Consider the following 22,565-nt stretch of genomic DNA (forward strand, 5'->3'; position numbering starts at 1 on the left):
AGACCCAGCGTGCGCGTCCGACACGAATCGGACAAGTCAGAGCGCGGGGGTGTGCTCGATGCGGACGGCGTCCAGGGAGCGCGGGTCCAGACCGAGCAGACGCAGGATCGTCGGGGCGATCTGCGTGGTGCGCACCGGACGGTTGACGCGGACGCCGTGCGGCGTTGCGGCCCCGGAGACGACCAGGGGGACGTCGAGGTCGTCGGCGTGGGCGCCCCCGTGCTCTGCGATCTTGCCCTTGCCGCCGGTGTAGACGACGCCGTACTGGCTGATGCCGAACAGGTCGGGCACCCGGGAGTCGCCCGGCTCGACGCGGAAGTAGCGGGCGGCGGCCGCTCCCGCGTACACGCTCTTCAGACCGCCGGCCGTGAAGGGCTTGGCCTTGCCGTCGATGCCGTTGCCGGTGCCCGACTGGGCGAGCAGGTAGGCCTTGGCGAAGTCGGTGGCGGCCTGGGAGCGGTCGGTGAGCCACAGGAGCATGGCGTCGTCGTCGACGGCGTGGGCGACGAGGTCTCCCGCGCCCGGGTGGGCGCTCTTCCAGGCGGCGTCGAGGCCGTCGAGGAGGGGGCCGTCGTCGATGCGGGTGAGCGCCGAGGGGTCGGTGGGCGACTGTCCGTGCTTGGAGGACAGGATCACGGTCGTGCTGGAGGCCAGGTGGCGCTTGCGGAGCTCGCCGAGGAAGGCGCCGATCTGCCGGTCGACGTAGGCGAGGTTCTTCGCCAGCAGCGGGCCGGGCACGCCCTTGCTCGTGTAGCCGCCGGTCAGGCCGTCGGAGGCGGGCAGTTTCTGGGCGGTCGAGACGGACTGGAAGTTCATGCCGAATACAGCGGGGGTGCCGACCTTGTCGGTGCGGCCGTGGTCGTAGCCGTCGATCTCGTTAAGGACGGCCTTCACCTTGTAGCCGTCGTACTGCTCGGTGGCCGCGTTGTCCTTGGTCCAGTCCTCGCCTGCCGGGTAGCCGATGGCGGTGCTGTTGATCTCTGGGGCGAACAGGTCCTGGATGCCGTTGCCGGAGGGGCCGCCGAGGATCTCGTAGGCGACGTGCTTGTCGGACCAGGCGGTCCGCAGACCGGCCTTGCGGGCCACGTCGAAGACCGTGTTCACCTTCAGGTACGCGTGCGGGTAGACCGGCTTGCAGGTCTTGGGGTCGACCGGCAGCTTCGACGGGTCGATGAGGCTCGCGGCCTTCCCGGTCATCTTCAGGATGCTGCCGGGCAGACCGCCGAGGCCCTGGCCCGCGTCGATGGAGTCCTTGTTCTTGTCGAGGTCCTCGGTGAGGTCGACCTCGACGCCGGGCTTGACGCCCGCGCAGCTGGTGGTGCCGGCCGGCAGCAGGGCGTTGCTGTAGGTGTCGTCGTAGTAGACGCCGGTGACACCGGGGTCGCCGCCGGTGACCTGCCCGACCATGCCGGGGAAGGAGTCGGAGGGGACGGTCGTTCTGGCGTGGGTGTACTCCACTCCCCCGGCGGCGAGTCGGGCCAGCGCGGAGTCGGGGTGCTGGGCGACGTACCAGGCGAGGTCGGACTGGTGCAGGCCGTCGACGGACAGGAGCAGGACGTGCCGCGCCGTGGCGGGGTGGGCCGAGGCCGGTGCGGCGGCGGTGACGGTGAGCGCGCCGACGGCGGTGAGCGCGGCGGCCGCCGCGGTGACGGCGCGGGCGGGACGGATGGGACCTCGTGGCATGGTGCCTCTCCTCAAAGCCGTGCGGGCGCAGGAAGGTCTGCGGACCGTGCACCGACATGGCAGTGGCCGAAAATGTACGGCGCCCGACGCCCGCACCCGCTCCTGCCAAAGAAAGGGCTCAGCGGGAGCAAAGGAACGGCCCGCCGGGACACGCCACCGATCGGCCTATCCGCCCGGTCCGTAAATAAGTTGGGCATAACGTGCCGAATATGAAGAAACTCCATATCGCCTATCTGGCGTGCAGCGCCGCGATCGTCGGGACGGGCCTCGGTGCCGCCCCGTCGGCCGCCGGCCACATGATCCAAACGGTCCGTCCGGGAGAGTCCATCCAGAAGGCGGTGGACGCCGCCCGGCCCGGCGACACCGTCCTGGTGCTGCCCGGCGTCTACCACGAGAGCGTCAAGGTGACGACGGCCCATATCACCCTGCGCGGCGTGGGCCGGCGGACGGTGATCGAGCCGGGCACCAAGAAGGCCGGCGACCGCTGCTCCGAGAAGGGCAACGGCATCTGCGTCGTGGGCGCCAAGGATCGCAGCCTGAAGGGCGTCACCGTCGCCTCCCTGACGGTCAGCGGCTTCAGCGGCAGCGGCGTCTTCGCCATGGGCACCGACGGTCTGACGGTGCGTAACGTGTCCGCGCTGAACAACGGGGTCTGGGGCATCGCCCAGGAGCGTTCGGTCCGCAGCGTGCTGTGGGGCAACACCGTCAGCGGCAGCGGAGACGCGGGCATCTTCCTCGCCAACACGATCACGGCCGAGAAGGGCGCCACGGACACCGAGGGCACCCGGGTGGTGCGCAACCGGCTGCAGGGCAACCGCGTCGGCGTGACCGTGCGCCGGCTGCGCGACCTGCAGGTCGACCGCAACTACCTCACCGGCAACTGCGTGGGCGTGTTCGTCGTCGGCGACGAGAACAAGCCCAAGGCCGGGGACCTCGCCGTGCGTCAGAACCGCATCGTCGCCAACAACAAGTCCTGCCCGAAGACCGCCCGGCTGCCCGCCCTGCAGGGCTCCGGCATCGTCCTGACCGGCGCCGAGAAGACCCTGGTCGCGAACAACGAGATCCGCGACAACGCCGGCACCTCCCCGCTGTCGGGCGGCATCGTGCTGTTCAAGAGCTTCGTCGGCACCACCAGCGACGACAATCGGATCACCGGCAACCGCCTGTCCGGCAACGCGCCCGCCGATCTGGTCAACTCCGACCTCGGCAAGGGCAACACCTTCGAGAGCAACACCTGCCGGGCGTCCAAGCCCGCGGGCCTGTGCTGAGCGGCCCCCGCTCCCCCGTCGCATCCCCCATCACACCAAGGAAGGCAGGCGGCGCATGACGACCGCACAGACCGCCCCACCGCCGCCGATGCGGCTGAGGGAACTCGTGTTCGGGGCGGCGTGTGCCGCCGCCCTCCGCGCGTCCGCCCGGCTGGGCGTCCCCGACGCGCTCGGTGACGACCCCATGTCCGTGGAGGACCTGGCGGCCGCGGTGAAGACCGAACCCCGCCCGCTGCGACGGCTGTTGCGGGCCCTGTCCTGCTACGGCGTCTTCGCCGAACGGCCGGACGGCTCCTTCGCGCACACCGAGATGTCCCGGCTGCTGCGCGAGGACGACCCGAACAGCCTGCGCTACATCGCCCTGTGGTGCACCGAACCGTGGACCTGGGACGCCTGGCCCAAGCTGGACGAGGCGGTGCGCACCGGGAAGAACGTCGTACAGGAGCTGTACGGCAAGGAGTTCTTCCCGTACCTCAACGAGGACGCCCCGGAGTCCGCGGACGTCTTCAACCGGGCGATGACCACCTCCAGCGAGCAGTCGGCGCGGGACGTGGCGGCGCTGCTGGACCTGTCCGGCAGCGCGTCGATGGCGGACATCGGCGGCGGGCAGGGCCATGTGGTGGCGAGCCTGCTCGACAAGTACCCGTCGATGCAGGGCAGTCTGCTGGATCTGCCCCGGGTGGTGGAGAACGCGGTGGCGCGGCTGCGGCCGGGCGGCGATCTCGCCGGCCGGGTGCGGATCGTTCCCGGTGACGTCCGGGAGGCCGTGCCGGTGCGGGCCGACGTCTACATCATCAAGAACATCCTGGAGTGGGACGACGACAGCACCGCCCGCACCCTGCGCAACGTCATCGAGGCCGGTGGGCCGGGTACGCGGGTCGTGGTGATCGAGAACCTCGTCGACGACACCCCGTCGATGCGGTTCAGCACCGCGATGGACCTGTTGCTGCTGCTCAACGTCGGCGGGGCGAAGCACACCACCGACAGCATGGTCGGACGGCTGACCGCCGCCGGGCTGGTCGTCGACGGCATCAGTCCGGTCAACCCCTATCTGCACGCGTTCGACTGCCACGTGCCGGGGTGAACGGCCCGCACAAACGTCCGCTGCCACCGGTCGCCGGGTCCTTCGGCCGGTGGCAGCGGACGGTCTCAGGCGGTGGCGTCCCGCTCCCAGAGGTAGAAGCGGTTCGCCATCGCGTCCTTCGGCGAGCGCCAGGTCTCGGGGTCGTACGCGCTGACGTACGCCGCCAGCCGCTCGCTGACGTCACGGAACTCGGGGTGTCCGGTCACCTTGGCGATGGCCGGCCCGGGGTCCCGCTCGGACTCGATGAGATGCAGGTACACGTCACCGAACTGGAAGAGGCTGCGCCGGGTGACCCCGACCAGGTGCGGCAGCTCCCCCCGGTCGGACTCGGCGAACACCTTGGCGATGTCCGGGGCGGAGCCCGGTGCCATACGGGCCACGATCAGGGCCTGGTGCATCGGTCTGTCCTTCCTGCCATGCGGCGGATCAGTCGGTCAGGCCCGTGGTGTGGCCCTGCTCGGCGGCCGCCTTCTCGATGCGGTCGCGGATGAGGGCCATCTGGACCTTGGAGTTGCGGTTGATGTTGTCCGTCATCCAGTCGTCGTCGACCGGGGCGTCGGGCTTCATCGCGAAGTCCTGCGTCCACACCATCCGCACACCCTGGGGCACCTGCTCGTAGGTCCACAGGATGTTCATGTGGGCGAAGGGCCCGGTCTCCACGCGGCGGGCGCGCACGGTGAGGCCCGCTCGGTCGGTCTCCCGTTCCGAGACCCAGCTCCAGACCTTGCCGTTGTCGTCCGGGTGCATGGTGAGACGGAACGTGGTCTTGTTCCCCTCCACGGAGAGGATCTCCGCCGAGGCGTACTCGGTGAACAGGTTCGGCCAGTCCGCCACGTCGTTGGTCATGTCCCAGACCAGGTCCAGCGGCGCGGCGACGGTGATCTCGTTCTGGGTGTGTCCGGGCATGTCAGGCTCCTGCCACCAGGCTGCTGTTGACGAGGTCGAGGAACTCGCGGGGGCTCTTGCAGCGCTCCGCGTCGGGGGGCAGCGGAGCGCCGTAGCGGTTCTCCAGCTCTCCGACCACGCCGAGCAGTCCGAGCGAGTCGATACCGAAGGTGTCGAACCCGGAGTCGCGGCGCTGCTGCAGCTCCTCGGGGGCGACGGTGACACCGGCGGCCTTCTTCATCAGCTCGGCCAGTTCGTCCACGGTGATGCGGTCACTCATGCGGTTCCTCTCTTCCTTCGCTGGGTGGCGCCTCGTCAGGAGGCGTCGACGGCGCCGCGCCGCAGCACGAGCGCCGAATTCGACCCCATGAGCCCCCGGCTGAGGACCAGCACCGTGCGCAGTTCGACGGCGCGGGCGCGGGTGGTCACGAGGTCGAGGTCGTGGCAGACGTCGTAGACGTTGGGGGTGGGCGGGAGGATGCCGTGCTCCAGGGCGAGCACGGCCGCGGCGCTGTCCAGGACGGGCGCCGCGCAGTAGCCGCGGCCGATGCCCGTCTTGGGCGCGGTGACCGGCACGCGCCGGCCGTGGGCGCCGAGCGCGTCGGTGATCGCGAGCGCCTCCGCGCGGTCGGCCTCCGGAATGCCGAGGGCGTCGGCGAAGACGGCGTCGATCTCCTCGGGGGCGCAGCCGGCCTCGTCCAGGGCGCCGGCGACGGCGTGCGCGAGCCCGTGCCGGGACTCCTCCCAGCGGGAGGCGCCGGTGAAGGTCGCCGCGTGTCCCGCGACCAGGGCACGTACCCGTGCGCCCCGCTCCCGGGCCGTGCGCTCGTCCTCCACGACCAGCATCGCGCCCCCCTCGGCGGGCACGAAGCCGCAGGCCTGGGCGGTGAAGGGCCGGTAGGCGCGGTCCGGGTCGGCCTCGGTGCTCAGCTCCTGGTAGCCGAGCTGGCAGACCCCCGAGTAGGGGGCCAGCGGGGCCTCGGTCGCGCCGGCCACGATCGTGTCGGTGCCGCGCCGCACCGCCCGGGCCGCGTGCGCGAGCGCGTCGAGGCCGCCGGCCTCGTCGGCGGCCACCACCGAGCAGGGGCCCTTGAAGCCCCGGCGGATGGAGATCTGTCCGGTGCTGGCGGCGTAGAACCAGGCGATGGACTGGTACGGGCCGACGAACCGGCTGCCCTTGCCCCACAGTTGCTGCAGCTCCCGTTGGCCGAACTCGCCGCCGCCGGATCCGGCCGCGGTGACCACGCCCACGGAGAACGGACTCCCGCCCTGGTCGGCGGGACCGAACTCGGCGTCGTCCAGGGCGCGGTCGGCCGCCGCCATGGCGAAGTGGGTGAAACGGTCGGTCTGGACGAGGAAGCGTTCCTCGACCGCCGCCGGCGCGTCGAAGTCGCGGACCTCGCCGGCCACCCGCATCGGCAGGTGCCCGCAGCCCTCGCGGGTGACCCGGTCGAGGACGCTGATGCCTTCCCGGGTGGACTTCCAGAAGGACTCGGCGCTGGTTCCGTTGGGCGCCACCACACCGATGCCGGTGACAGCCGCGCGCCGTGGATACGGTTCGCTCATCGTGTCCTCTCCCTCGGCCGGGTCAGCACCACCGCGGACTGGAAGCCGCCGAACCCGCTGCCCACGGACAGCACGCTCGTCAGCTTCCGTTCGCGTGCGACGCGCGGCACGTAGTCCAGGTCGCACTCGGGGTCCGGCGTCTCGTAGTTGGCGGTGGGCGGGACGACCTGATGGGCCAGGGCCAGCACACAGGCGACGACCTCGATCGCGCCGATCGCGCCGAGGGAGTGGCCCACCATGGACTTGATGGAGCTCATCGGCGTGGCGTAGGCGTGCCGGCCCAGGGCCCGTTTGACCGCCGCGGTCTCGTGACGGTCGTTCTGCTGGGTGCCGGACCCGTGGGCGTTGACGTAGTCGATCGCCGTGGGGTCGAGGCGGGCGTGGATCAGGGCGGTGTCGATCGCCCGGGCCATCTCCAGGCCCTCCTTGGTCAGCCCCGTCATGTGGTAGGCGTTGCCGAAGGTGGCGTAGCCGGCCAGCTCGCAGTACACGTGGGCGCCCCGCGCCCGGGCGTGTTCGAGCTCCTCCAGGACCAGTACGGCGCCGCCCTCGCCCATGACGAAGCCGTCGCGGTGGGCGTCGAAGGGCCGGGAGGCGTGGGCCGGGTCCTCGTTGTTCTGCGACGTGGCCTTGATGGCGTCGAAGCAGGCCATGGTGATCGGGGAGATCGGCGAGTCCGACGCGCCCGCGATGCACACGTCGGCCCGGCCCTCCTCGATGGTGTGGAGGGCGTAGCCGACCGCGTCCAGGCCCGAGGTGCAGCCCGTGGAGACGGTCTGCACCGGGCCGCGCGCCATGAACCGTTCGGCCACCGCCGAGGCCAGCGTGCTGGGTGAGAAGGCCCGGTGCAGATGCGGTTCGGCCTCGCGGGGGTCGACGTCCCAGCGCTCGCCGTGGTGGCTGACGAGCACGTAGTCGTGCTCCAGACGGGTGGTCCCGCCCACCGCGGTGCCCAGGGAGACCCCGACCCGCCAGGGGTTCTCCCGGTCCAGGTCGAGACCGGCGTCGCGCACCGCCTCGTCCCCGGCGACCAGGGCGAACTGGATGTAGCGGTCGTTGCGCGCGGTCTCCTCGGCGTCCAGTCCGTGGGCGGCCGGGTCGAAGTCGCACTCGGCGGCGATCCGGGAGCGCAGCCCCGCCGGGTCGAAGAAGGTGATGCCGCGTGTCGCGGTGCGCCCGGCCGCCAGCAGGTCCCAGAACGCCGGCACCCCGATGCCGCCGGGTGCGACGATGCCTATGCCGGTGACCGCCACCCGCCGGCTCATGAATGGACCTGCTGTCGGTCGTCGACCCCGACGGCGGCGGGGGTCTCCTCGGTGTCGACGTGGCCGAGCGGCGGCGTCGGCGCGAGCGGCCCGAGGTGGAAGACGATCCGGGCCTCCACCTTGCCGACGTTGCGGAAGCGGTGGCGCATGTTGATGGGGATCATCAGCCCCTGCTCGGGCCGCAGCGGGTGCGGTTCGCCGTCGAGGTCGACTTCCAGCTGACCGCAGACGACGTACACGAACTCCTCGGAGTAGGGGTGGTAGTGCTCACCGATGCGGTCGCCGGGCTGCACGATGGCCACGCCCATGAAACCGCTGGTGGAGCCGACCGTGTTGGGGGTGAGCATGGCGCGCAGATCGCCGCCGCGCCGAGTGTTGGGCTCGACGTCGCTGAGATCCACGATGGTGGGACGGGTTTGGGTCACGGCGTTGCTCCGATCGTGTGCTGGGGCGACGAGGCGGATCAGACTTCGGGCGAACGGCGGTCGGTGACGAGGTCCGCGCGGGCCTGACCCAGGACGTGCTTGAGGTCGCCCTCCTTCGACAGCGTTGTCAGCTCGGCCAGCCGGGCGGGGTCGGCGATGCCGAGGACCAGCGCCGGGTCGGCGGCGTCGAGGTCGCCGCGTACGTCGATCAGCCGGACCACGACCTCGTCGCGCTGGAAGATCGTGCTGCGCACGACGGGGCTGCGCGGGTCGTCCGCCGCCTTCTCGTCCTGCCGGGCCAGCAGCTCGGCCAGTTCCATGCCGCGCCCGGGACGGGCCGGGTAGTACAGGGCGTGGCGCTGCGCACCGGGGTCCTCCTGCTCGGCCGTCACATGATGGACGGCGGGCAGCGCGGCCCGGGTGAAGAACACGCGGGCGGACTCGGGGTCGTCCAGGTCGCGGTCCTGCTCCAGGTAGGGGTTGATGGCCTCCTCCACGGCGCGGACCTCGGGCTGGCGGGCGACATGGCGCAGGGCCGCGAGCAGGTCGCCGCGCACCTCGATGGCCCGCACCACCCGGTTGCCGTGCATGAACAGCGAGGTGCGGCACAGCCGGGTGTTCTGGTCGACCTCCGGCTTCGGCGAGGCGTAGTCGGAGAGGATCTCGGCGACCTTCTCCTCGCTGCCCGGCTTGACGGTGAAGGTGAGCGCGTGGCGGATCACCCCGTCGCCGATGCGGGGCGCGGCCTGCAGCCGCCGCGCGGAGTCGGCCGGGGCCGGGCCGCCGGTCTCGCGGACGATGTGGAAGCGCAGCGAGCGGGTGTCGCGGACGCAGCTGTGCAGGGGCTCGACCATGCGGACGTGCTCCTCGCTGTTGACCCAGGCGAGGAACGGCGGCGCGCTCTCCCACTCGCTGGTGATCAGCCACTGGGAGGGGTTCTCGATCGACTGGCACAGCTGGTCGCTGACGTGCCCGGGCACGGAGGCGACCTGGTTGCACAGCTGCTCGTAGGCCTCCAGGAACTGCTGCTGGGCGCCCTCGTAGACGTCCACCAGCAGGACGACACGGAGCCGGGAGCCGTCGAAGACGGACTGCGAGACCCGGGGCGACACCTGTCGCGCTAGCGGTTGTGAGGCGGATGCGGACAGGGTGGTCATGGAGCACATCTCCTTCGCGGGACAGCGGTGGACGTGGGCCGCTCGAGGGCCACGTCGGCGTTCCTTGATCCTGTGCCCGGGCTGTGAAGGGCGCGACTCGGATGAACTACGTGGGTGACCCGCGCCGCCTTCGCCAGGGGTCACACGAGGTGGGCGAAGACCACAAGGTTGTCCTTGTAGTCACGGGCCGTGCGGTCGTAGTCGCCCGCACAGGTGATCAGCCGGACCTCGGCCCGGGAGGTGTCGGCGTACACGCGATCGCTGGGGAACGCGTCCTTCGCGAAGGTCTCGGCGCTGTCGACGACGAAGGTCGCCTTGCGGCCGTCGGCCCGCACGACGTGGAAGAGGTCGCCTTTGCGCAGTTCGCCGAGGCCGGCGAAGACGGCCGCGGACGTCGTGGTGTCGACGTGCCCGGCGATGATCGCGGTACCGGTCTCACCGGGTGAGGCGCCGTCGGCGTACCAGCCGACGAGGTTGGTGTCGTGCGCGGGCGGCGGCTCGAGCTGCCCGGTGGCACCGATGGCGAGGTCGGTGAAGGGGGCGTCGACGGAGATCTTCGGGATGAGCAGGCGCACCGGCCGGGACCGCGGAAGGTGCGGGGCGGCGGCGGTCGCCCGGGCATCCGGCGAGGCGGGCGCCGCGGGTGCGGCGGCCTGCGGGGCCGCGGCGGGGGTACGGGACCGGTCGGCGGAGGCGTCCCGGCCGCCGGCCAGGCTCACCGCGACGATCACCAGGGCGGCGGCGCACACCATCATCAGGTTCGCGCCGGACCTGGAGCCGTTCGGGGCCTGCTCGTCGTCGGAAGAGGGGGAATCGGGGGCTGCCATCGAGGACCACCTCACTTGGCTGCGGCAGCGGGGTGAACGGGCGAGGAGGGCCGGCCGGGCCGCCACCGGGGGCGCGGGTGGCGGCCACGGCGGCTATCGCGTCAGGCATGGATCAGGCCAGGCCCGCGGCGCTCTTCCTGCGCCGCGCCATGTAGATTCCGGCTCCGGCGACGCCGAGGACGGCCACGCCGCCCGCGGTCACCCCGGGGTTGGCGAGAGCGCCGCCTCCGGTGTGCATACCGCCGTGCGGCTTCTCGTGGCCGCCGCCCCAGGAGTCCGAGTCGCCGTGGGAGTTCGAGCCGCCCCAGGAGTCGTTGTCCTTGCCCTTGTCCTTGTCCTTGTAGGTGTCGGGGTCGAACCGCGGGTCGCGGGCGCCGCCGTCCTGCTTGACGGCGGTCAGCGCACCGCCACCCGTGTGCATTCCGCCGTGCGGCCGGCCGTGGCCGCCGTCCTGGTCGTGGTCCTTGGTGTACGAAGAGCTGTCGTGGCCGGAGGAGCCGTCGTGGCTCCAGGACGAGCCCGACTGGTCCCCGTCGCCGCCGTAGGCGTGGGCGGCGGGGGCGCCGAGGGCGAGAACGGCCGAGACCGCTCCGGTGGCCAGAAGCATGCGAGCAGAACGCATATGACGTTCCTTCCGTCGCGACCGGGCAGCTGGCGCTTCGTCAGCTGAGGTGACCCGGACCCGATGTGAACCACCGTCAACCAGTCGCCCGCACCTCACCACTTGAGCGGCTCACCCGGGTGACGCGGGGGCGTCCCGGACACCGCCCGTCCGGAGCAACGGGCATCGCATCCGTGCAGGACACACGCATGATGAGCCGCCTTCCACCCGTTCGGGGACGGGTGGAAGGCGGCTCACTCGGTTGCTCCGTGGTCAGCTGCGTGCGAGAACCGCCGTCAGGACCTCGCGCAGGGCCGACTCGGGGTCCTCGACCGGGCCTTCACAGCGCCAGGCGACGAATCCGTCGGGCCGGACGAGGACGGCGCCCTCACGAGTCGTGCCGTGGGCCGCGGCCCAGTCCGTCCCCTCCTCCGGCACCAGTTCCTCACCCATCCGGTAGGCGACGAGCGGCAGGGACAGCTGCTCGGCGAGGCGGAGGGCGGCCTGGTGCCAGCCGTTCGGCGTGGTGCCGTCGCTGAGCAGGACCAGGGAGCGTTCGTACAGGTCGAGGGTGGAGACCCGCTCGCCCTGGTGACGGACCCACAGATGGGGCGCACGGCTGCCCGGTTCACCGGTGAGGGCGAGTTTCTCCGGGACGACCGGCATCGCCGGATCGGCTCCGGCGACCGCGCCGCGCGGGTAGCGGTAGCCGAGGGCGACGTTGAGGATGCCGCGCTGCGGGCCGCTGCCGGCGCCGGGCGGCGCGGCGAAGCCGGGGTGGCTGTGCTCGGCGGACCGTACGGCGGCGCGGGCGCTGGTGGCCTCGGCGACCGGCCGGCGTTCGGCGTCGTAGCTCTCCAGCAGGCCCTGACCGGCCCAGCCGCCGAGCACGGCGGCCAGTTTCCAGGCGAGGTTGTGCGCGTCCTGGATGCCGGTGTTGGAGCCGAAGGCGCCGGTGGGTGACATCTCGTGGGCCGAGTCGCCGGCCAGGAAGACGCGTCCGGAGCTGTAGCTGCGTGCGACACGCTGGGCCGCGTGCCAGGGGGCCCGGCCGGTGATCTCGATGTCCAGGCCCGGGTCGCCGACCGCGCGGCGGATGTGGTCGGCGCAGCGTTCGTCGGTGAACTCCTCGAGGGTTTCCCCGTGTTCGGGGTGCCAGGGGGCGTGGAAGACCCAGTGCTCGCGGTTGTCGACCGGCAGCAGGGCGCCGTCGGCCTCGGGGCTGGTGAGGTAGCAGACGATGAACCGGCGCTCGCCCACGACGTCGGCGAGCCGGCGGGAGCGGAAGGTGATGCTGACGTTGTGGAACAGGTCGCCGGGGCCGCTCTGGCCGATGCCGAGCTGCTCCCGCACGGGGCTGCGGGGGCCGTCCGCGGCGACCAGGTAGTCGGCGCGGATGGTGGTGTGCTCTCCCGTCTCCCTGCTCTTGACGAACGCGGTGACGCCGGTGGAGTCGGCGTCGAAGGACATCATTTCGGTGGAGTAGCGCAGGTCGCCGCCGAGCCGCGCGGCGTGGTCGAGCAGGACCGGTTCCAGGTCGTTCTGGCTGCACAGGCACCAGGCGGTCGGGCTGAAGCGGGCCAGTCCGCCGCCCGGGTCGATCTCCTTGAACAGCCACTCGCCCGCGTCGCCAACCAGGGTGGGGGTCTGCAGGATCCCGTGGTTGTCGGCGAGGGTGGACGCGGCCTGATGGATCGCCGGCTCGGTGCCGGACACCCGGAACAGCTCCATCGTCCGGACGTTGTTGCCCCGGCCGCGGGGGTGGATGGAGGTGCCGGCATGGCGCTCCACGAGGGTGTGCCGCACCCCCAGTCGGCCGAGGAAGAGCGAGGTGGACAGACCGACCAGTGAACCGCCGACGATCAGGACCGGCACCTTGTGGACCGTTCCGCCTGTCTGCTCGGTTCTTGCATTCATCACGCGCCTCCAGCGTGTCGCCTCCGCCGACTCGTCCGGATACGGCCGGGATCTTCATGCATGCCCCGCTCGGCGTTCGGCGGCCCAGGCTTCACCCGCTTACGTGACGTCCGCTCAGAGGGCGACGGTGGCGGGCCCCGCGACGCCGACCAGGTGGACGACGGTGAGGATCACGCCGAGCGTGGTGAGGCAGATGTCGGTGTCGTGCGCAGCCGGGAGGACCGGCCTGCCGGAGATCAGGGCGGCGGGGAGGAACAGCACGGGCAGGAAGGTGTTGCCGCCGAAGATGTCGCCGACGGCGAGCTGGGGGTCGCCCGGACGGGTGGAGGGCAGGCCGGTGCCGATCTCGGGCAGGGAGGTGGCGGTGGCCGGCACGGTCGCGCCGAACAGCACACCGCTCAGCCCCTGCCGGGCGAAGAACTCCTCGCCGGTGCGCTCGATGGTCACGCCGGCGACCAGCCTCGCCAGGGCCGCCGCAGCGAAGTTCAGCGCCGCGCGACCGGAGCCGACGCCCTGGTCGGTGGCGTCCTTCTCCTTCTCGCCGCGGGAGTGGCCGCGCGGCGAGGGCCGGCTGTCGGGGGCGTCACCGCCCTCCCACCACGGCAGCCCGCGGCCGGCCCGGTCGAGCAGGATCGACCCGGCTCGCCGCCGGCCTCCAGCTCGTCCTCGAAGCCGCCCTCGTGGTCGTGATCCTCGCCGTGGTTGTCATGGGCACCCAGCTCCCGCCCGACCTGCACGCCGGCGGACTGGCGCCCGCCTCCGCCGCGATCGCCGTGCTGTGGCCCGCTCGGACTGGTCTGGTTGGCGATGCCGCCGAGGATGTTGCCGAGGGCGACCCCGAGTTGCCCCGCCAGGGCCGCGCTGACGGTGACGGCGATCTCCGGCAGGTTGGTGGCGATCGCGAGCAGGACGAGCCCGCCGAGCGCACTGCCCAGATGGAGACGTTCGGCGAGCACGTCGGTGGTGTCCGCCAGTTTGATGCCCGCCTACCAGATGACGCCAGCACCGACCAGGAACAACAGCAGCAGTACCGGTGAGCCCGGAGATCCCGTGGCGCGGCAGGTACCCGATGTCGGCAGCCTGCCGCCCTCCGGATGCGTGGGCCGCCGTCCCGGGGTTACCCGCCGGGTATGGCGAGACTGCATCTTCCGGGTCGGAAGAACCACCAGGACACGGACCAGGCACCCGAGCCACCCGAGCCGCAGGAGGTCGGGCCGGGGCCCGAGGTCGAGCGGCGGGCGCCGGACGCCCCCACGAAGCTGCCCAAACGGGCCTGGGGCGCGGTGTTCAAAGGGGCGCTGCGCGAGTTCACGGACGACGAGCTGGCCGACCGCGCGGCGGCGCTGACGTACTACGGGGTGCTGTCGCTGTTCCCGGCGCTTTTGGTGCTGGTGTCGCTGCTCGGCATCACCGGCAAGTCGGCCACCGACTCGGTGCTGAAGAACCTCCGGCAGCTCACCCCCGGTTCCGCCCGGGACATCATCACCCGGGCCGTGGAGCAGTTGCAGAACCACTCCGGCACCGGCTCGGTCATGGCGATCGTCGGCATCGCGCTCGCGGTGTGGTCGGCGTCCGGGTATGTCGCCGCGTTCATCCGCTCGGCCAACAAGGTCTACGACATGCCCGAGGGCCGGCCGGCGTGGAAGATCCTCCCCGTGCGCCTCGGGCTGACGGTCGTGCTGATGGTGCTGGCCGTGATCAGCGCCCTGATCGTGGTCTTCACCGGTGCCCTGGCCCGGCAGGCGGGAACCGCGCTCGGCATCGGGGACACGGCGCTGACCGTGTGGTCGATCGCCAAGTGGCCCGTGCTGGTCATCCTGGTCACGGTCATGATCGCGATCCTGTACTGGGCCAGCCCGAACGCGAAGGTCAAGGGGTTCCGCTGGGTCACCCCCGGCAGCTTCCTCGCCCTGGTGATCTGGATGATCGCCTCCGCCGGCTTCGCGATCTACGTCGCGAACTTCGCGTCGTACAACAAGACCTACGGCACCATGGCCGGCGTCATCGTCTTCCTGGTCTGGCTGTGGATCAGCAACCTCGCGATCCTGCTCGGCCTGGAGTTCGACGCGGAGACGGTACGGCAGCGGGCGATCGCCGGAGGCCTGCCGCCGGACCAGGAGCCCTACACCGAGCCGCGCGACACACGGAAGTGGGACGAGGCGGACCTGCGCCGGCTGAACGAGTCATGACCCGTCCCCGTCCGGGCGGCGCAGCACCGGGCGCAGGGTCTCGATGACGTTCGGGTCGTCCACCGTGGAGGGGATGGGCTCGTCGAGGCCGTCGGCGATGCCGCGCATGGTCTTGCGCAGGATCTTTCCCGAGCGGGTCTTGGGCAGGGCCGGTACGACGGCGACGTTCTTGAGCGAGGCGACGGCGCCGATGCGTTCGCGGACGAGCCGGACGAGTTCGGCCTCGACCTCGGCGGGGTCGCGGGCGGTGCCCGCCTTCAGCACGACCAGGCCGCGCGGCACCTGTCCCTTGAGGGCGTCGGCGACGCCGATCACGGCGCACTCGGCGACGTCGGGGTGGGTGGCCAGGACCTCTTCCATGCTGCCGGTGGACAGCCGGTGTCCGGCGACGTTGATGACGTCGTCGGTGCGGCCCATGACGTACACATAGCCGTCCTCGTCGATGTGCCCGCTGTCGCCGGTGAGGTAGTAGCCGTCGTAGGCCGAGAGGTAGGAGGCGACGAAGCGGGCGTCGTCGTTCCAGAGGGTGGGCAGCGCACCCGGCGGCAGCGGAAGCCGTACGACGATCGCGCCGTCGACCCCGGGCGGCACAGGCTGCCCGGAGGGGTCGAGGACGCGGACGTGCCAGCCGGGCAGCGGCCGGGTGGGCGAGCCGGGTTTGACGGGTGCGGCCTCGATGCCGACCGGGTTGGCGACGATGGGCCAGCCGGTCTCGGTCTGCCACCAGTGGTCGATCACCGGGATGTCCAGCAAGGCGCTCGCCCAGTGGTAGGTCTCGGGGTCGAGTCGTTCTCCGGCGAGGAAGAGGTAGCGCAGGCGGGAGAGGTCGTACCCGGCGGCGAGGGTGCCTTTCGGGTCCTCCTTCCGGATGGCGCGGAAGGCGGTGGGCGCGGTGAACATGGTCTTGACGCCGTACTCGGCGGCGACGCGCCAGAACTGGCCCGCGTCCGGCGTGCCGACCGGCTTGCCCTCGTACAGCACGGTCGTGGCACCGGCCAGGAGCGGTCCGTAGACGATGTACGAGTGCCCGACGACCCAGCCCACGTCCGAGCCGGTGAACATGGTCTCGCCCGGGCCGATGTCGTAGACGGCTCCCATCGACCACAGCAGGGCCACCGCGTAGCCGCCGCAGTCGCGGACGACTCCCTTGGGTTTCCCGGTCGTTCCGGACGTGTAGAGGATGTAGAGCGGGTCCGTCGCGGCCACCGGCACACAGGGGGACGCCGGCGCGGTGGCGACCAGGTCGGCCCAGTCCAGGTCGTCCGGCCCCAACTCGGCCGGCTCCTGGGGCCGTTGCACGATCACCCGCTTCTCCGGCCGGTGCCCGGCGAGTTCGATCGCCTGGTCCAGCAGCGGCTTGTAGGGGATGACACGCCTGCCCTCGATGCCGCAGGAGGCGGAGACGACCACCTTCGGGGCCGCGTCGTCGATGCGGACGGCGAGTTCGGGCGGGGCGAAGCCGCCGAAGACGACCGAGTGGATCGCGCCGATGCGGGCGCAGGCCAGCATCGCGACGGCCGCCTCGGGGATCATCGGCATGTAGATGACCACCCGGTCGCCGTGGCCCACGCCGAGCCCGGTGAGCGCGCCGGCGAACGCGGCCACCTCGTCCCGGAGTCGGGCATAGGTGTACGTGCGCCGGGTCCCCGTCACCGGGGAGTCGTACACGAGCGCGGGCTGCTCGCCGCGGCCGGCCTCGACGTGCCGGTCGACGGCGTTGAAGCAGACGTTGAGCCGCCCGTCCGGATACCACCGGTGGAAGGGAGCACGCGAGGGGTCCAGGGCGCGGGTGGGTGCCGTCTCCCAGTCGACGGCCTGAGCCGCCCGCAGCCAGAAGGTCTCCGGGTCCTCGGCGGCGGCGCGGAAGACATCCTCGTAACGTCCCATCGGCGCTCTCCTTCACCGGTCGTGCGGTGGCGGGGTCGCCACCGTCTCACAGGTTGATCATGTGTCCCGCCAGACCGTGGACGGCCTCCTTGACGGCCTCGCCCAGGGTGGGGTGCGCGTGGACGTTGCGGGCGACCTCGTGGACGGTCAGGTCCCACTGCTGGGCCAGGGTCAGCTCGGGCAGCAACTCGGTGACGTCGGGGCCGATGAGGTGGCCGCCGAGGAGTTCGCCGTACTTGGCGTCGCTGATCAGCTTCACGAAGCCGGTGGCGTCGCCCAGGCCGTGCGACTTGCCGTTGGCGGTGAAGGGGAACTTCGCCACCTTCACGTCGTGGCCGAGCTCACGGGCCTGGGCCTCGGTGTAGCCGAAGCTGGCGATCTGGGGCTGGCAGTAGGTGGCGCGCGGGATCATGACGTAGTCCAGCTCCATCGTCTCCGCGTCGGCGATGGTCTCGGCGGCGATGATGCCCATCGCCTCGGCGGCGTGCGCGAGCATCAGCTTGGCCGTCACGTCGCCGATGGCGTACAGGTGGGGCACGGAGGTACGACAGCGGCCGTCGACGTCGATCGCGCCGCGCTCGGTGACCTTCACGCCGGTGTTCTCCAGGCCGTAGCCCTCGATGTTCGGCTGGAAACCGATCGCCTGGAGCACCTTGTCGGCCTCCAGCACCTGCTGGGAGCCGTCCTTGGCGGTGACGGTGACGCGGACCTGTGGCCCGGACTCGTCGATGGCGTCGACACGGGTGGAGGTGAGGACGTCGATGCCCAGCCGGCGGTACTGCTTGGCGAGTTCGGCGGAGACCTCGGCGTCCTCCAGGGGCGTCATGCGGTCCAGGAACTCGACGATGGTCACCTTCACGCCGTAGTTGTGCAGCACGTAGGCGAACTCGACGCCGATCGCGCCGGCGCCCGCGATGACGATGGACTGCGGGAGGTCCTCGGCGAGGATCTGCTCCTCGAACGTCACCACGCGAGCGCTGCGCTTGGTGCCGGGCAGCAGCTTCGGGGTGGCGCCGGTGGCGATGACGCAGTGGTCGAAGCGGACGGTGCGCCTCTCGCCGTCGTAACCGGCCACCTGCAGCGTGTGCGGGTCCAGGAAGGTGCCGCGGCCGTCGAACTCGGTGATCTTGTTCTTCTTCATCAGGTAGTGGACGCCCTTGACCCGGCCGTCGGCGACCTTGCGGCTGCGGCGGAACGCCTCGCCGTAGTCGAAGCTGACCTGGCCGTCCACCTTGATGCCGAAGGTCTTCGCCTCGCGGGTGAAGATGTGCGCCAGCTCCGCGTTGCGCAGCAGGGCCTTGCTCGGGATGCAGCCCACGTTCAGACAGACGCCGCCCCAGTACTTCTCCTCCACGACCGCCACGCGCATGCCCAGTTGGGCGGCGCGGACGGCGGTGACGTAACCGCCGGGGCCGGCTCCGAGGACCACGACGTCGAAGTGCTCGCCCTGCTCGTCCATGACGTTCCTCTCTCGCGGCTGCCGGCCTGGTCCCCGGTACAGCTTCCCCGTGACTCACCTGGGCCGCACCTTAGGCCGCGCCCTCATCTGGGGCGAACGTTTTCGGCGTCCCCGGCATGCCCGTGCGCCGCGTCGTCCTGGTCACTCCAGCAGGGCCAGAAGGGGGCGCGCGGGCAGCGGGTGACGGGTGTCGCCGTACGGGCCCGTGGTCGTGGTGGCCGTCAGCAGCGCGTTGAGGACGGACTCCTCGACGGCGTCGAGGGCGGCGGTGAACAGCGCGTCGAGCGTGTCGTCGGGCACGACGGCGGGTCCGGCGGGCGTGCCCAGGGGACCGGTGCCGAAAGCCAGGCCGTAGTCGCCGCTGCCGTGTCCGTACGCGGCCCCGGCCCGGGCCAGCGCGTAGACGCAGCGACGGGCCAGCCGGGTCAGCTGACGGGCGTCCAGGGGCGCGTCGGTGGCGGCCACGACCATGCACGAACCGGCCCGCGGATCGGGCCCCTCTGCGGGCAGCCCCACGTCGGCGGGCGTGACCGTGCGCCCCCGCACCCGCAGCGTGCCGCCGAAGTTGGCCTGCACGAGGACGCCGAGCGTGATCACGGGGCCGGCGAGTGGCAGGCGCCGGGACGAGGTGCCGATGCCGGCCTTGAAGCCGAGGGCGGTCAGCCCGGTGCCCCCGCCGACGCAGCCCTCGGCCACCGGCCCGTACGACGCCGTGTCGAGCGCGGCGCGCACGTGCTCCTCGCGCACCGGGCGCGAGCGGATGTCCGACAGCAGACCGTCGTTGCACTCCCCCACCACCGGGTTCAGGCTCCGTGCGTCCGCTCCCTCAGGCCGCTGCAGGACCCAGCCCACCAGGGCGTCCGCCGCCCGGAAGGCGGAGAGGGTCGAGGTGAGCAGGACAGGCGTCTCGAGCGTGCCGAGCTCGGCGATCTGGGTGGCGCCGATCAGCTTGCCGTAGCCGTTGCCCGCGAACACCCCGGCCGACAGCGGACTGCCGGGTCCCACTCCGTCCGGCACGATCGCGGTGACCCCGCTGTGCACCCGTGGCGGACGGATCAGCGTGGTGTGCCCGACGCGGACACCGGGCACGTCCGTGAGCGCGTTGTACCGGCCGGTGGGCAGCTCACCGACGGTGATGCCCAGGTCGCGGGACCTGGGGCGGCTGATGGGTGGCGGGAGCATGGACGGCACGGTATCCGCATCCGCGGCCTGTCCGGTGCGGTTCTCCAGCCCGCCACGGCTCAGGGTCCCAGGGCCGACAGCGGGTCGTCGAACAGCGCGATCCGGGCGGTGATGCGCTTTCCCACGGGCTCCCTTCTCGCCTCGAAGCCCTGCACCACCGCGAGCACGATCTCCAGACCGTGCTGCCCGACCCGTCCGGCGTCGGCGGCCCGGGCCACCGGAAGCACCGGATCGGTGTCCCACACGGCGATCTCCAGCGCGCTGTCCACGATGCCCAACTGCAGCAGAACCGGCCCCGGCGCGTACTTCAGCGCATTGGTGACCAGCTCGCTGACCACCAGCTGCGCGAGGTCCAGCGTGCGGGCCGACACCGGCAGCCCGTGCTCGGACTGAGCACGGGTCAGGAAGCGCGACGCCTCGTTCCTGGCGCTGGCAATACAGCCTTCGGCCCCGTCCAAGGCCACGGTCACGTCGGCAGGTGCATCCGGCATCCGGGAACACTCCTCGGGCGGGACAGGCTCCTTGCCGACATAAGCAAGTACCCCGTTCATGGTCGCGCGACTACCCCGTGATGCGGGGACTACTCCTGTGTCGCGCGGACTACTCCTGTGTCGGGAGCAACTCGTGCGCCGAAGCGTGCATCGAGGCGGCGATCCCGGGGCAACGTGGCAACAGAGACGTGGCTCAGCCCCACCGAGTGCGCTAAGGACGCAAGTGGCAGACAACAACGAAACAGCGGGTCACGGCCAGCTGTCCGTGGTCCGCGACGATGTCGACGGCATCGCCGTCCTCGGCCTCCGCGGCGAGGTCGACTACCAGAGCGTGGGCGCCCTGAGCGAGGCCGTGCCCGAGCCGAGCGGTGACGGCCTGCGGATCGTCGTCGATCTGAGCTTGGTCACGTTCATGGACTCGAGCGGCGTCAACGCCCTGATCGCCGCCCACCAGACCACTCAGGCCGCGCGGGGATGGCTGCGGCTCGCGGGGGCCCACGGCGCGGTGCTGCGCACCGTGCAGCTCGTCGGCCTGGACAGCCTCGTGTCCTGTCACCCGTCCGTCGAGGACGCCCTGGCGGCGTGAGGGCCGGGCGGTGGGCGGGCCGGGCGCTGCTGAGCCGTGCCCGTCGCCCTGTCACGGCGTGCGCGGGTCGCGGGCCGCGTGATGTCCTTCTTGTGGTGCCTTTCTCAGTGGACCCCTCCGCGGTGTGATGCGTGGCCGTCGTGATCCGTCCCGACGGTGATTCGTCCCGGTGGTGATTCGTCCCCGTGGCGTTTCTCCGCGAGCGGGCATACGGGAAGGACATGCGGAACAGGACGCCTGCCGCAGCCGGGCGAACGGCGGCCGGCGGTGGCTCGATCGGCGGGAGGCAGGACGTGGCGGAGCCGGTGAACAGGCAGAACCGGCGGCAGCGGGCCGTACCCGCCCCCTCCGCCGGGCTGGCCGGGGCGCTGGAAGCCATCGGGACCGGCGCCTACGTGGTGGACGAGGAAGGCTGCATCATCGCCGTCAACGCCCGCGCCGAGCGGCTGCTGGCGCGGTCCGCCGACGATCTCCTCGGCCACGACGCGCACGACCTGCTGCATCGCGGGCCGCAGGGCCAGCTCCTGCCGAGGACGCAGTGCACCATGCGGCGGGCGTTCCACGCCAGGCGCGCGGCCCAGGCCGACCAGGACCACTTCGCCCGGGGGGACGGCTCGCTGCTGCCCATCTCCTGGACTCTCGCCCCGTACGACGTCGACGGGGACGGCGGCGACAGTGCCACGCTCGTCGTCTTCCACCCCGTCGAGCCCCCGCTGGAGACCCTCCCCGAGCCGGAGCCGGCGGCCGAGCCGATGCCGGAACTCGAACGGCTGGCCCTGCTGGCCGAGACCACGACCCGGCTCACCTCCACGCTCGACGCCGAGGAGACCCTGCGCCGACTGGTCGAGCTGGTCGTACCGCGGCTGGGCGACTGGGCGGTCGTCGACCTGATCAGCGAGCATGACGAGGTGTGGCGCACCGTGGTGGCCCACGCCGAGGAGGGCTCGCTGAGCCAGCGCGAGGACCTGCAGGGGCCGATGCCGCCGGTGCCGGAGTCGTCCCCCATGCCGCTGTCCCGGGCGCTGCGCGGTGTCGCCTCGACCCTGGCGGACCAGCAGACGTACCAGCAGCCCCCGGACGCGGGCATCGCGGTCGAGCAGCGCCGCCTGTTCGACGCCACCGGAATGCACTCCGCGGCCATCGCCCCCATCCGCAGCACGCGCGACGTGCTGGGCGCCCTGACCGTCGGCCGGTCCGAGAACCCGGTGCCGTTCACCTCCACCGATCTGACGCTGATCGAGGACATCGCCCGGCGTGCCGGACTCGCGCTGGACAACGCCCGTCTCTACCAGCGCCAGCGCAAGATCGCCGAGACCATGCAGAACCATCTGCTGCCCCAGATGCCCAGCGTCACGGACCTGGAGATGACGGTCCGCTATCTGCCCGCGCCCCACGCCTCGCAGGTCGGCGGCGACTGGTACGACGCCTTCTCGCTCTCCGACGGCTCCACGGCCCTCGCCGTCGGAGACGTCGTCGGACACGACCTGGAGGCCGCGGCCGGCATGGCGCAGGTGCGCAACATGCTCCGCGCCTACGCCTGGTCCCAGCAGGAACCGCCCAGCCGGATCGTCGAACGGCTCGACGAGGCGATCCAGCACATCACCGACGTCTCCATGGCCACCGTGATCCTCGCCCGGATAGAGGCCGAGGAGCACGGCCACTGGCGGCTGTCCTGGACCAACGCGGGCCATCCCCCACCGTTGCTGATCAGCCGCGACGGACTGACCGAGTACCTCACCGCGGCCCACGGCATCCTGCTGGGGACGGGGGCCCGCACCCCCCGCCCCGACGCCGACCTCTCCCTGCCGCCCGGCTCCACCCTGGTGCTCTACACCGACGGTCTCATCGAGGACCGCGGCCACACCCTGGACACCGGCCTGAACAGGCTGCGCCAGCACGCCGCCGCCCTCGCCCACCGCCCGCTCGGGGCCTTCACGGACCAGCTGCTGCGTCGCGTCCGCCCCGCCGAAAACGACGACGACGTGGCGCTGCTGGCCCTGCGCACCCCGAACCGCTGACCGCCGACCGCCGGGAGCCGTGGCCGCTCGCCGTTGTCGGGGTACCCGGGTGGCGCCCGGTGTTCTTCCAGCGGA

At 71.7% G+C, this 22,565-nt stretch carries 22 protein-coding genes; 5 read left to right on the top strand and 17 right to left on the bottom strand.

Annotation, left to right across the window (positions count from 1 at the left end; all coding sequences use genetic code 11):
- Positions 1–36: 36 nt before the first annotated feature.
- Positions 37–1,683, bottom strand: a complete 1,647-nt coding sequence (locus ABZ453_RS37440) for an alkaline phosphatase family protein (protein WP_359022294.1) — start codon at positions 1,681–1,683, stop codon at positions 37–39.
- Between the two features lie 209 nt (positions 1,684–1,892).
- Here ABZ453_RS37440 and ABZ453_RS37445 point away from each other — a divergent pair, with 209 nt between their 5' ends.
- The gene (locus ABZ453_RS37445; protein ID WP_359022296.1) at positions 1,893–2,951 is read left to right on the top strand and encodes a right-handed parallel beta-helix repeat-containing protein; all 1,059 of its coding nucleotides are present in this window, start codon (positions 1,893–1,895) and stop codon (positions 2,949–2,951) included.
- Between the two features lie 55 nt (positions 2,952–3,006).
- Positions 3,007–4,035: a methyltransferase gene (locus ABZ453_RS37450; RefSeq protein ID WP_359022298.1), complete on the top strand. Its 1,029-nt coding sequence runs from the start codon at positions 3,007–3,009 to the stop codon at positions 4,033–4,035.
- 65 nt (positions 4,036–4,100) lie between these two features.
- Here ABZ453_RS37450 and ABZ453_RS37455 read toward each other — a convergent pair whose 3' ends face one another.
- From ABZ453_RS37455 to ABZ453_RS37510, 12 genes are all read right to left on the bottom strand, one after another.
- Complete coding sequence (locus ABZ453_RS37455) at positions 4,101–4,433, bottom strand: TcmI family type II polyketide cyclase (RefSeq protein ID WP_356765907.1); 333 nt, start codon at positions 4,431–4,433, stop codon at positions 4,101–4,103.
- Positions 4,434–4,461: 28 nt separating this feature from the next.
- Positions 4,462–4,941 (bottom strand): SRPBCC family protein, encoded by a 480-nt coding sequence (locus ABZ453_RS37460; protein WP_359022300.1) that lies wholly within the window; start codon positions 4,939–4,941, stop codon positions 4,462–4,464.
- 1 nt (position 4,942) lies between these two features.
- Complete coding sequence (locus ABZ453_RS37465) at positions 4,943–5,200, bottom strand: acyl carrier protein (RefSeq protein WP_133049348.1); 258 nt, start codon at positions 5,198–5,200, stop codon at positions 4,943–4,945.
- Between the two features lie 35 nt (positions 5,201–5,235).
- Positions 5,236–6,486: a ketosynthase chain-length factor gene (locus tag ABZ453_RS37470; RefSeq protein ID WP_359022303.1), complete on the bottom strand. Its 1,251-nt coding sequence runs from the start codon at positions 6,484–6,486 to the stop codon at positions 5,236–5,238.
- Positions 6,483–7,751: a beta-ketoacyl-[acyl-carrier-protein] synthase family protein gene (locus tag ABZ453_RS37475; RefSeq protein ID WP_359022305.1), complete on the bottom strand. Its 1,269-nt coding sequence runs from the start codon at positions 7,749–7,751 to the stop codon at positions 6,483–6,485. Before ABZ453_RS37475 ends, ABZ453_RS37470 begins: the two co-directional genes overlap by 4 nt.
- On the bottom strand, positions 7,748–8,176 hold the full coding sequence (locus tag ABZ453_RS37480) for a cupin domain-containing protein (RefSeq protein ID WP_359022308.1): 429 nt from the start codon (positions 8,174–8,176) through the stop codon (positions 7,748–7,750). Before ABZ453_RS37480 ends, ABZ453_RS37475 begins: the two co-directional genes overlap by 4 nt.
- A gap of 38 nt (positions 8,177–8,214) precedes the next feature.
- Complete coding sequence (locus tag ABZ453_RS37485; protein ID WP_359022310.1) at positions 8,215–9,333, bottom strand: SchA/CurD-like domain-containing protein; 1,119 nt, start codon at positions 9,331–9,333, stop codon at positions 8,215–8,217.
- A gap of 140 nt (positions 9,334–9,473) precedes the next feature.
- Positions 9,474–10,085: a class F sortase gene (locus ABZ453_RS37490; protein WP_359022382.1), complete on the bottom strand. Its 612-nt coding sequence runs from the start codon at positions 10,083–10,085 to the stop codon at positions 9,474–9,476.
- Positions 10,086–10,272: 187 nt separating this feature from the next.
- Positions 10,273–10,782 (bottom strand): hypothetical protein, encoded by a 510-nt coding sequence (locus ABZ453_RS37495; RefSeq protein WP_359022312.1) that lies wholly within the window; start codon positions 10,780–10,782, stop codon positions 10,273–10,275.
- Positions 10,783–11,034: 252 nt separating this feature from the next.
- The gene (locus tag ABZ453_RS37500) at positions 11,035–12,678 is read right to left on the bottom strand and encodes an FAD-dependent monooxygenase (protein WP_359022314.1); all 1,644 of its coding nucleotides are present in this window, start codon (positions 12,676–12,678) and stop codon (positions 11,035–11,037) included.
- A gap of 114 nt (positions 12,679–12,792) precedes the next feature.
- Positions 12,793–13,125 carry a hypothetical protein gene (locus tag ABZ453_RS37505; protein WP_359022316.1) on the bottom strand — a complete coding sequence of 111 codons (333 nt, stop codon included), beginning with the start codon at positions 13,123–13,125 and terminating at the stop codon, positions 12,793–12,795.
- A 38-nt stretch (positions 13,126–13,163) separates the two neighbouring features.
- Complete coding sequence (locus ABZ453_RS37510; RefSeq protein ID WP_359022384.1) at positions 13,164–13,658, bottom strand: hypothetical protein; 495 nt, start codon at positions 13,656–13,658, stop codon at positions 13,164–13,166.
- 150 nt (positions 13,659–13,808) lie between these two features.
- Here ABZ453_RS37510 and ABZ453_RS37515 point away from each other — a divergent pair, with 150 nt between their 5' ends.
- Positions 13,809–14,867, top strand: a complete 1,059-nt coding sequence (locus ABZ453_RS37515; protein ID WP_359022318.1) for a YihY/virulence factor BrkB family protein — start codon at positions 13,809–13,811, stop codon at positions 14,865–14,867.
- Here ABZ453_RS37515 and ABZ453_RS37520 read toward each other — a convergent pair.
- From ABZ453_RS37520 to ABZ453_RS37535, 4 genes are all read right to left on the bottom strand, one after another.
- A complete protein-coding gene (locus ABZ453_RS37520) occupies positions 14,862–16,754 on the bottom strand; it encodes a propionyl-CoA synthetase (RefSeq protein WP_359022320.1) in 1,893 nt (630 codons plus the stop codon). The two genes, ABZ453_RS37515 and ABZ453_RS37520, sit on opposite strands and share 6 nt — an antisense overlap.
- Before the next feature lie 46 nt (positions 16,755–16,800).
- On the bottom strand, positions 16,801–18,213 hold the full coding sequence (gene lpdA, locus ABZ453_RS37525; RefSeq protein ID WP_359022322.1) for a dihydrolipoyl dehydrogenase: 1,413 nt from the start codon (positions 18,211–18,213) through the stop codon (positions 16,801–16,803).
- A 141-nt stretch (positions 18,214–18,354) separates the two neighbouring features.
- Positions 18,355–19,395, bottom strand: coding sequence for a P1 family peptidase (locus tag ABZ453_RS37530; RefSeq protein ID WP_359022324.1), 1,041 nt, complete (start codon positions 19,393–19,395; stop codon positions 18,355–18,357).
- A gap of 59 nt (positions 19,396–19,454) precedes the next feature.
- Positions 19,455–19,886, bottom strand: a complete 432-nt coding sequence (locus tag ABZ453_RS37535) for an ATP-binding protein (RefSeq protein ID WP_359022326.1) — start codon at positions 19,884–19,886, stop codon at positions 19,455–19,457.
- A 223-nt stretch (positions 19,887–20,109) separates the two neighbouring features.
- On the opposite strand from ABZ453_RS37535, the gene ABZ453_RS37540 reads away from it, so the two are divergent.
- Both ABZ453_RS37540 and ABZ453_RS37545 read left to right on the top strand, forming a co-directional pair.
- A complete protein-coding gene (locus ABZ453_RS37540; RefSeq protein ID WP_359022328.1) occupies positions 20,110–20,472 on the top strand; it encodes an STAS domain-containing protein in 363 nt (120 codons plus the stop codon).
- Positions 20,473–20,765: 293 nt separating this feature from the next.
- Positions 20,766–22,490 carry a SpoIIE family protein phosphatase gene (locus tag ABZ453_RS37545; RefSeq protein ID WP_359022331.1) on the top strand — a complete coding sequence of 575 codons (1,725 nt, stop codon included), beginning with the start codon at positions 20,766–20,768 and terminating at the stop codon, positions 22,488–22,490.
- Positions 22,491–22,565: the final 75 nt, after the last annotated feature.

Source organism: Streptomyces sp. NPDC005799, from assembly GCF_040630525.1.
GTDB classification, from domain to species: domain Bacteria; phylum Actinomycetota; class Actinomycetes; order Streptomycetales; family Streptomycetaceae; genus Streptomyces; species Streptomyces griseorubiginosus_B.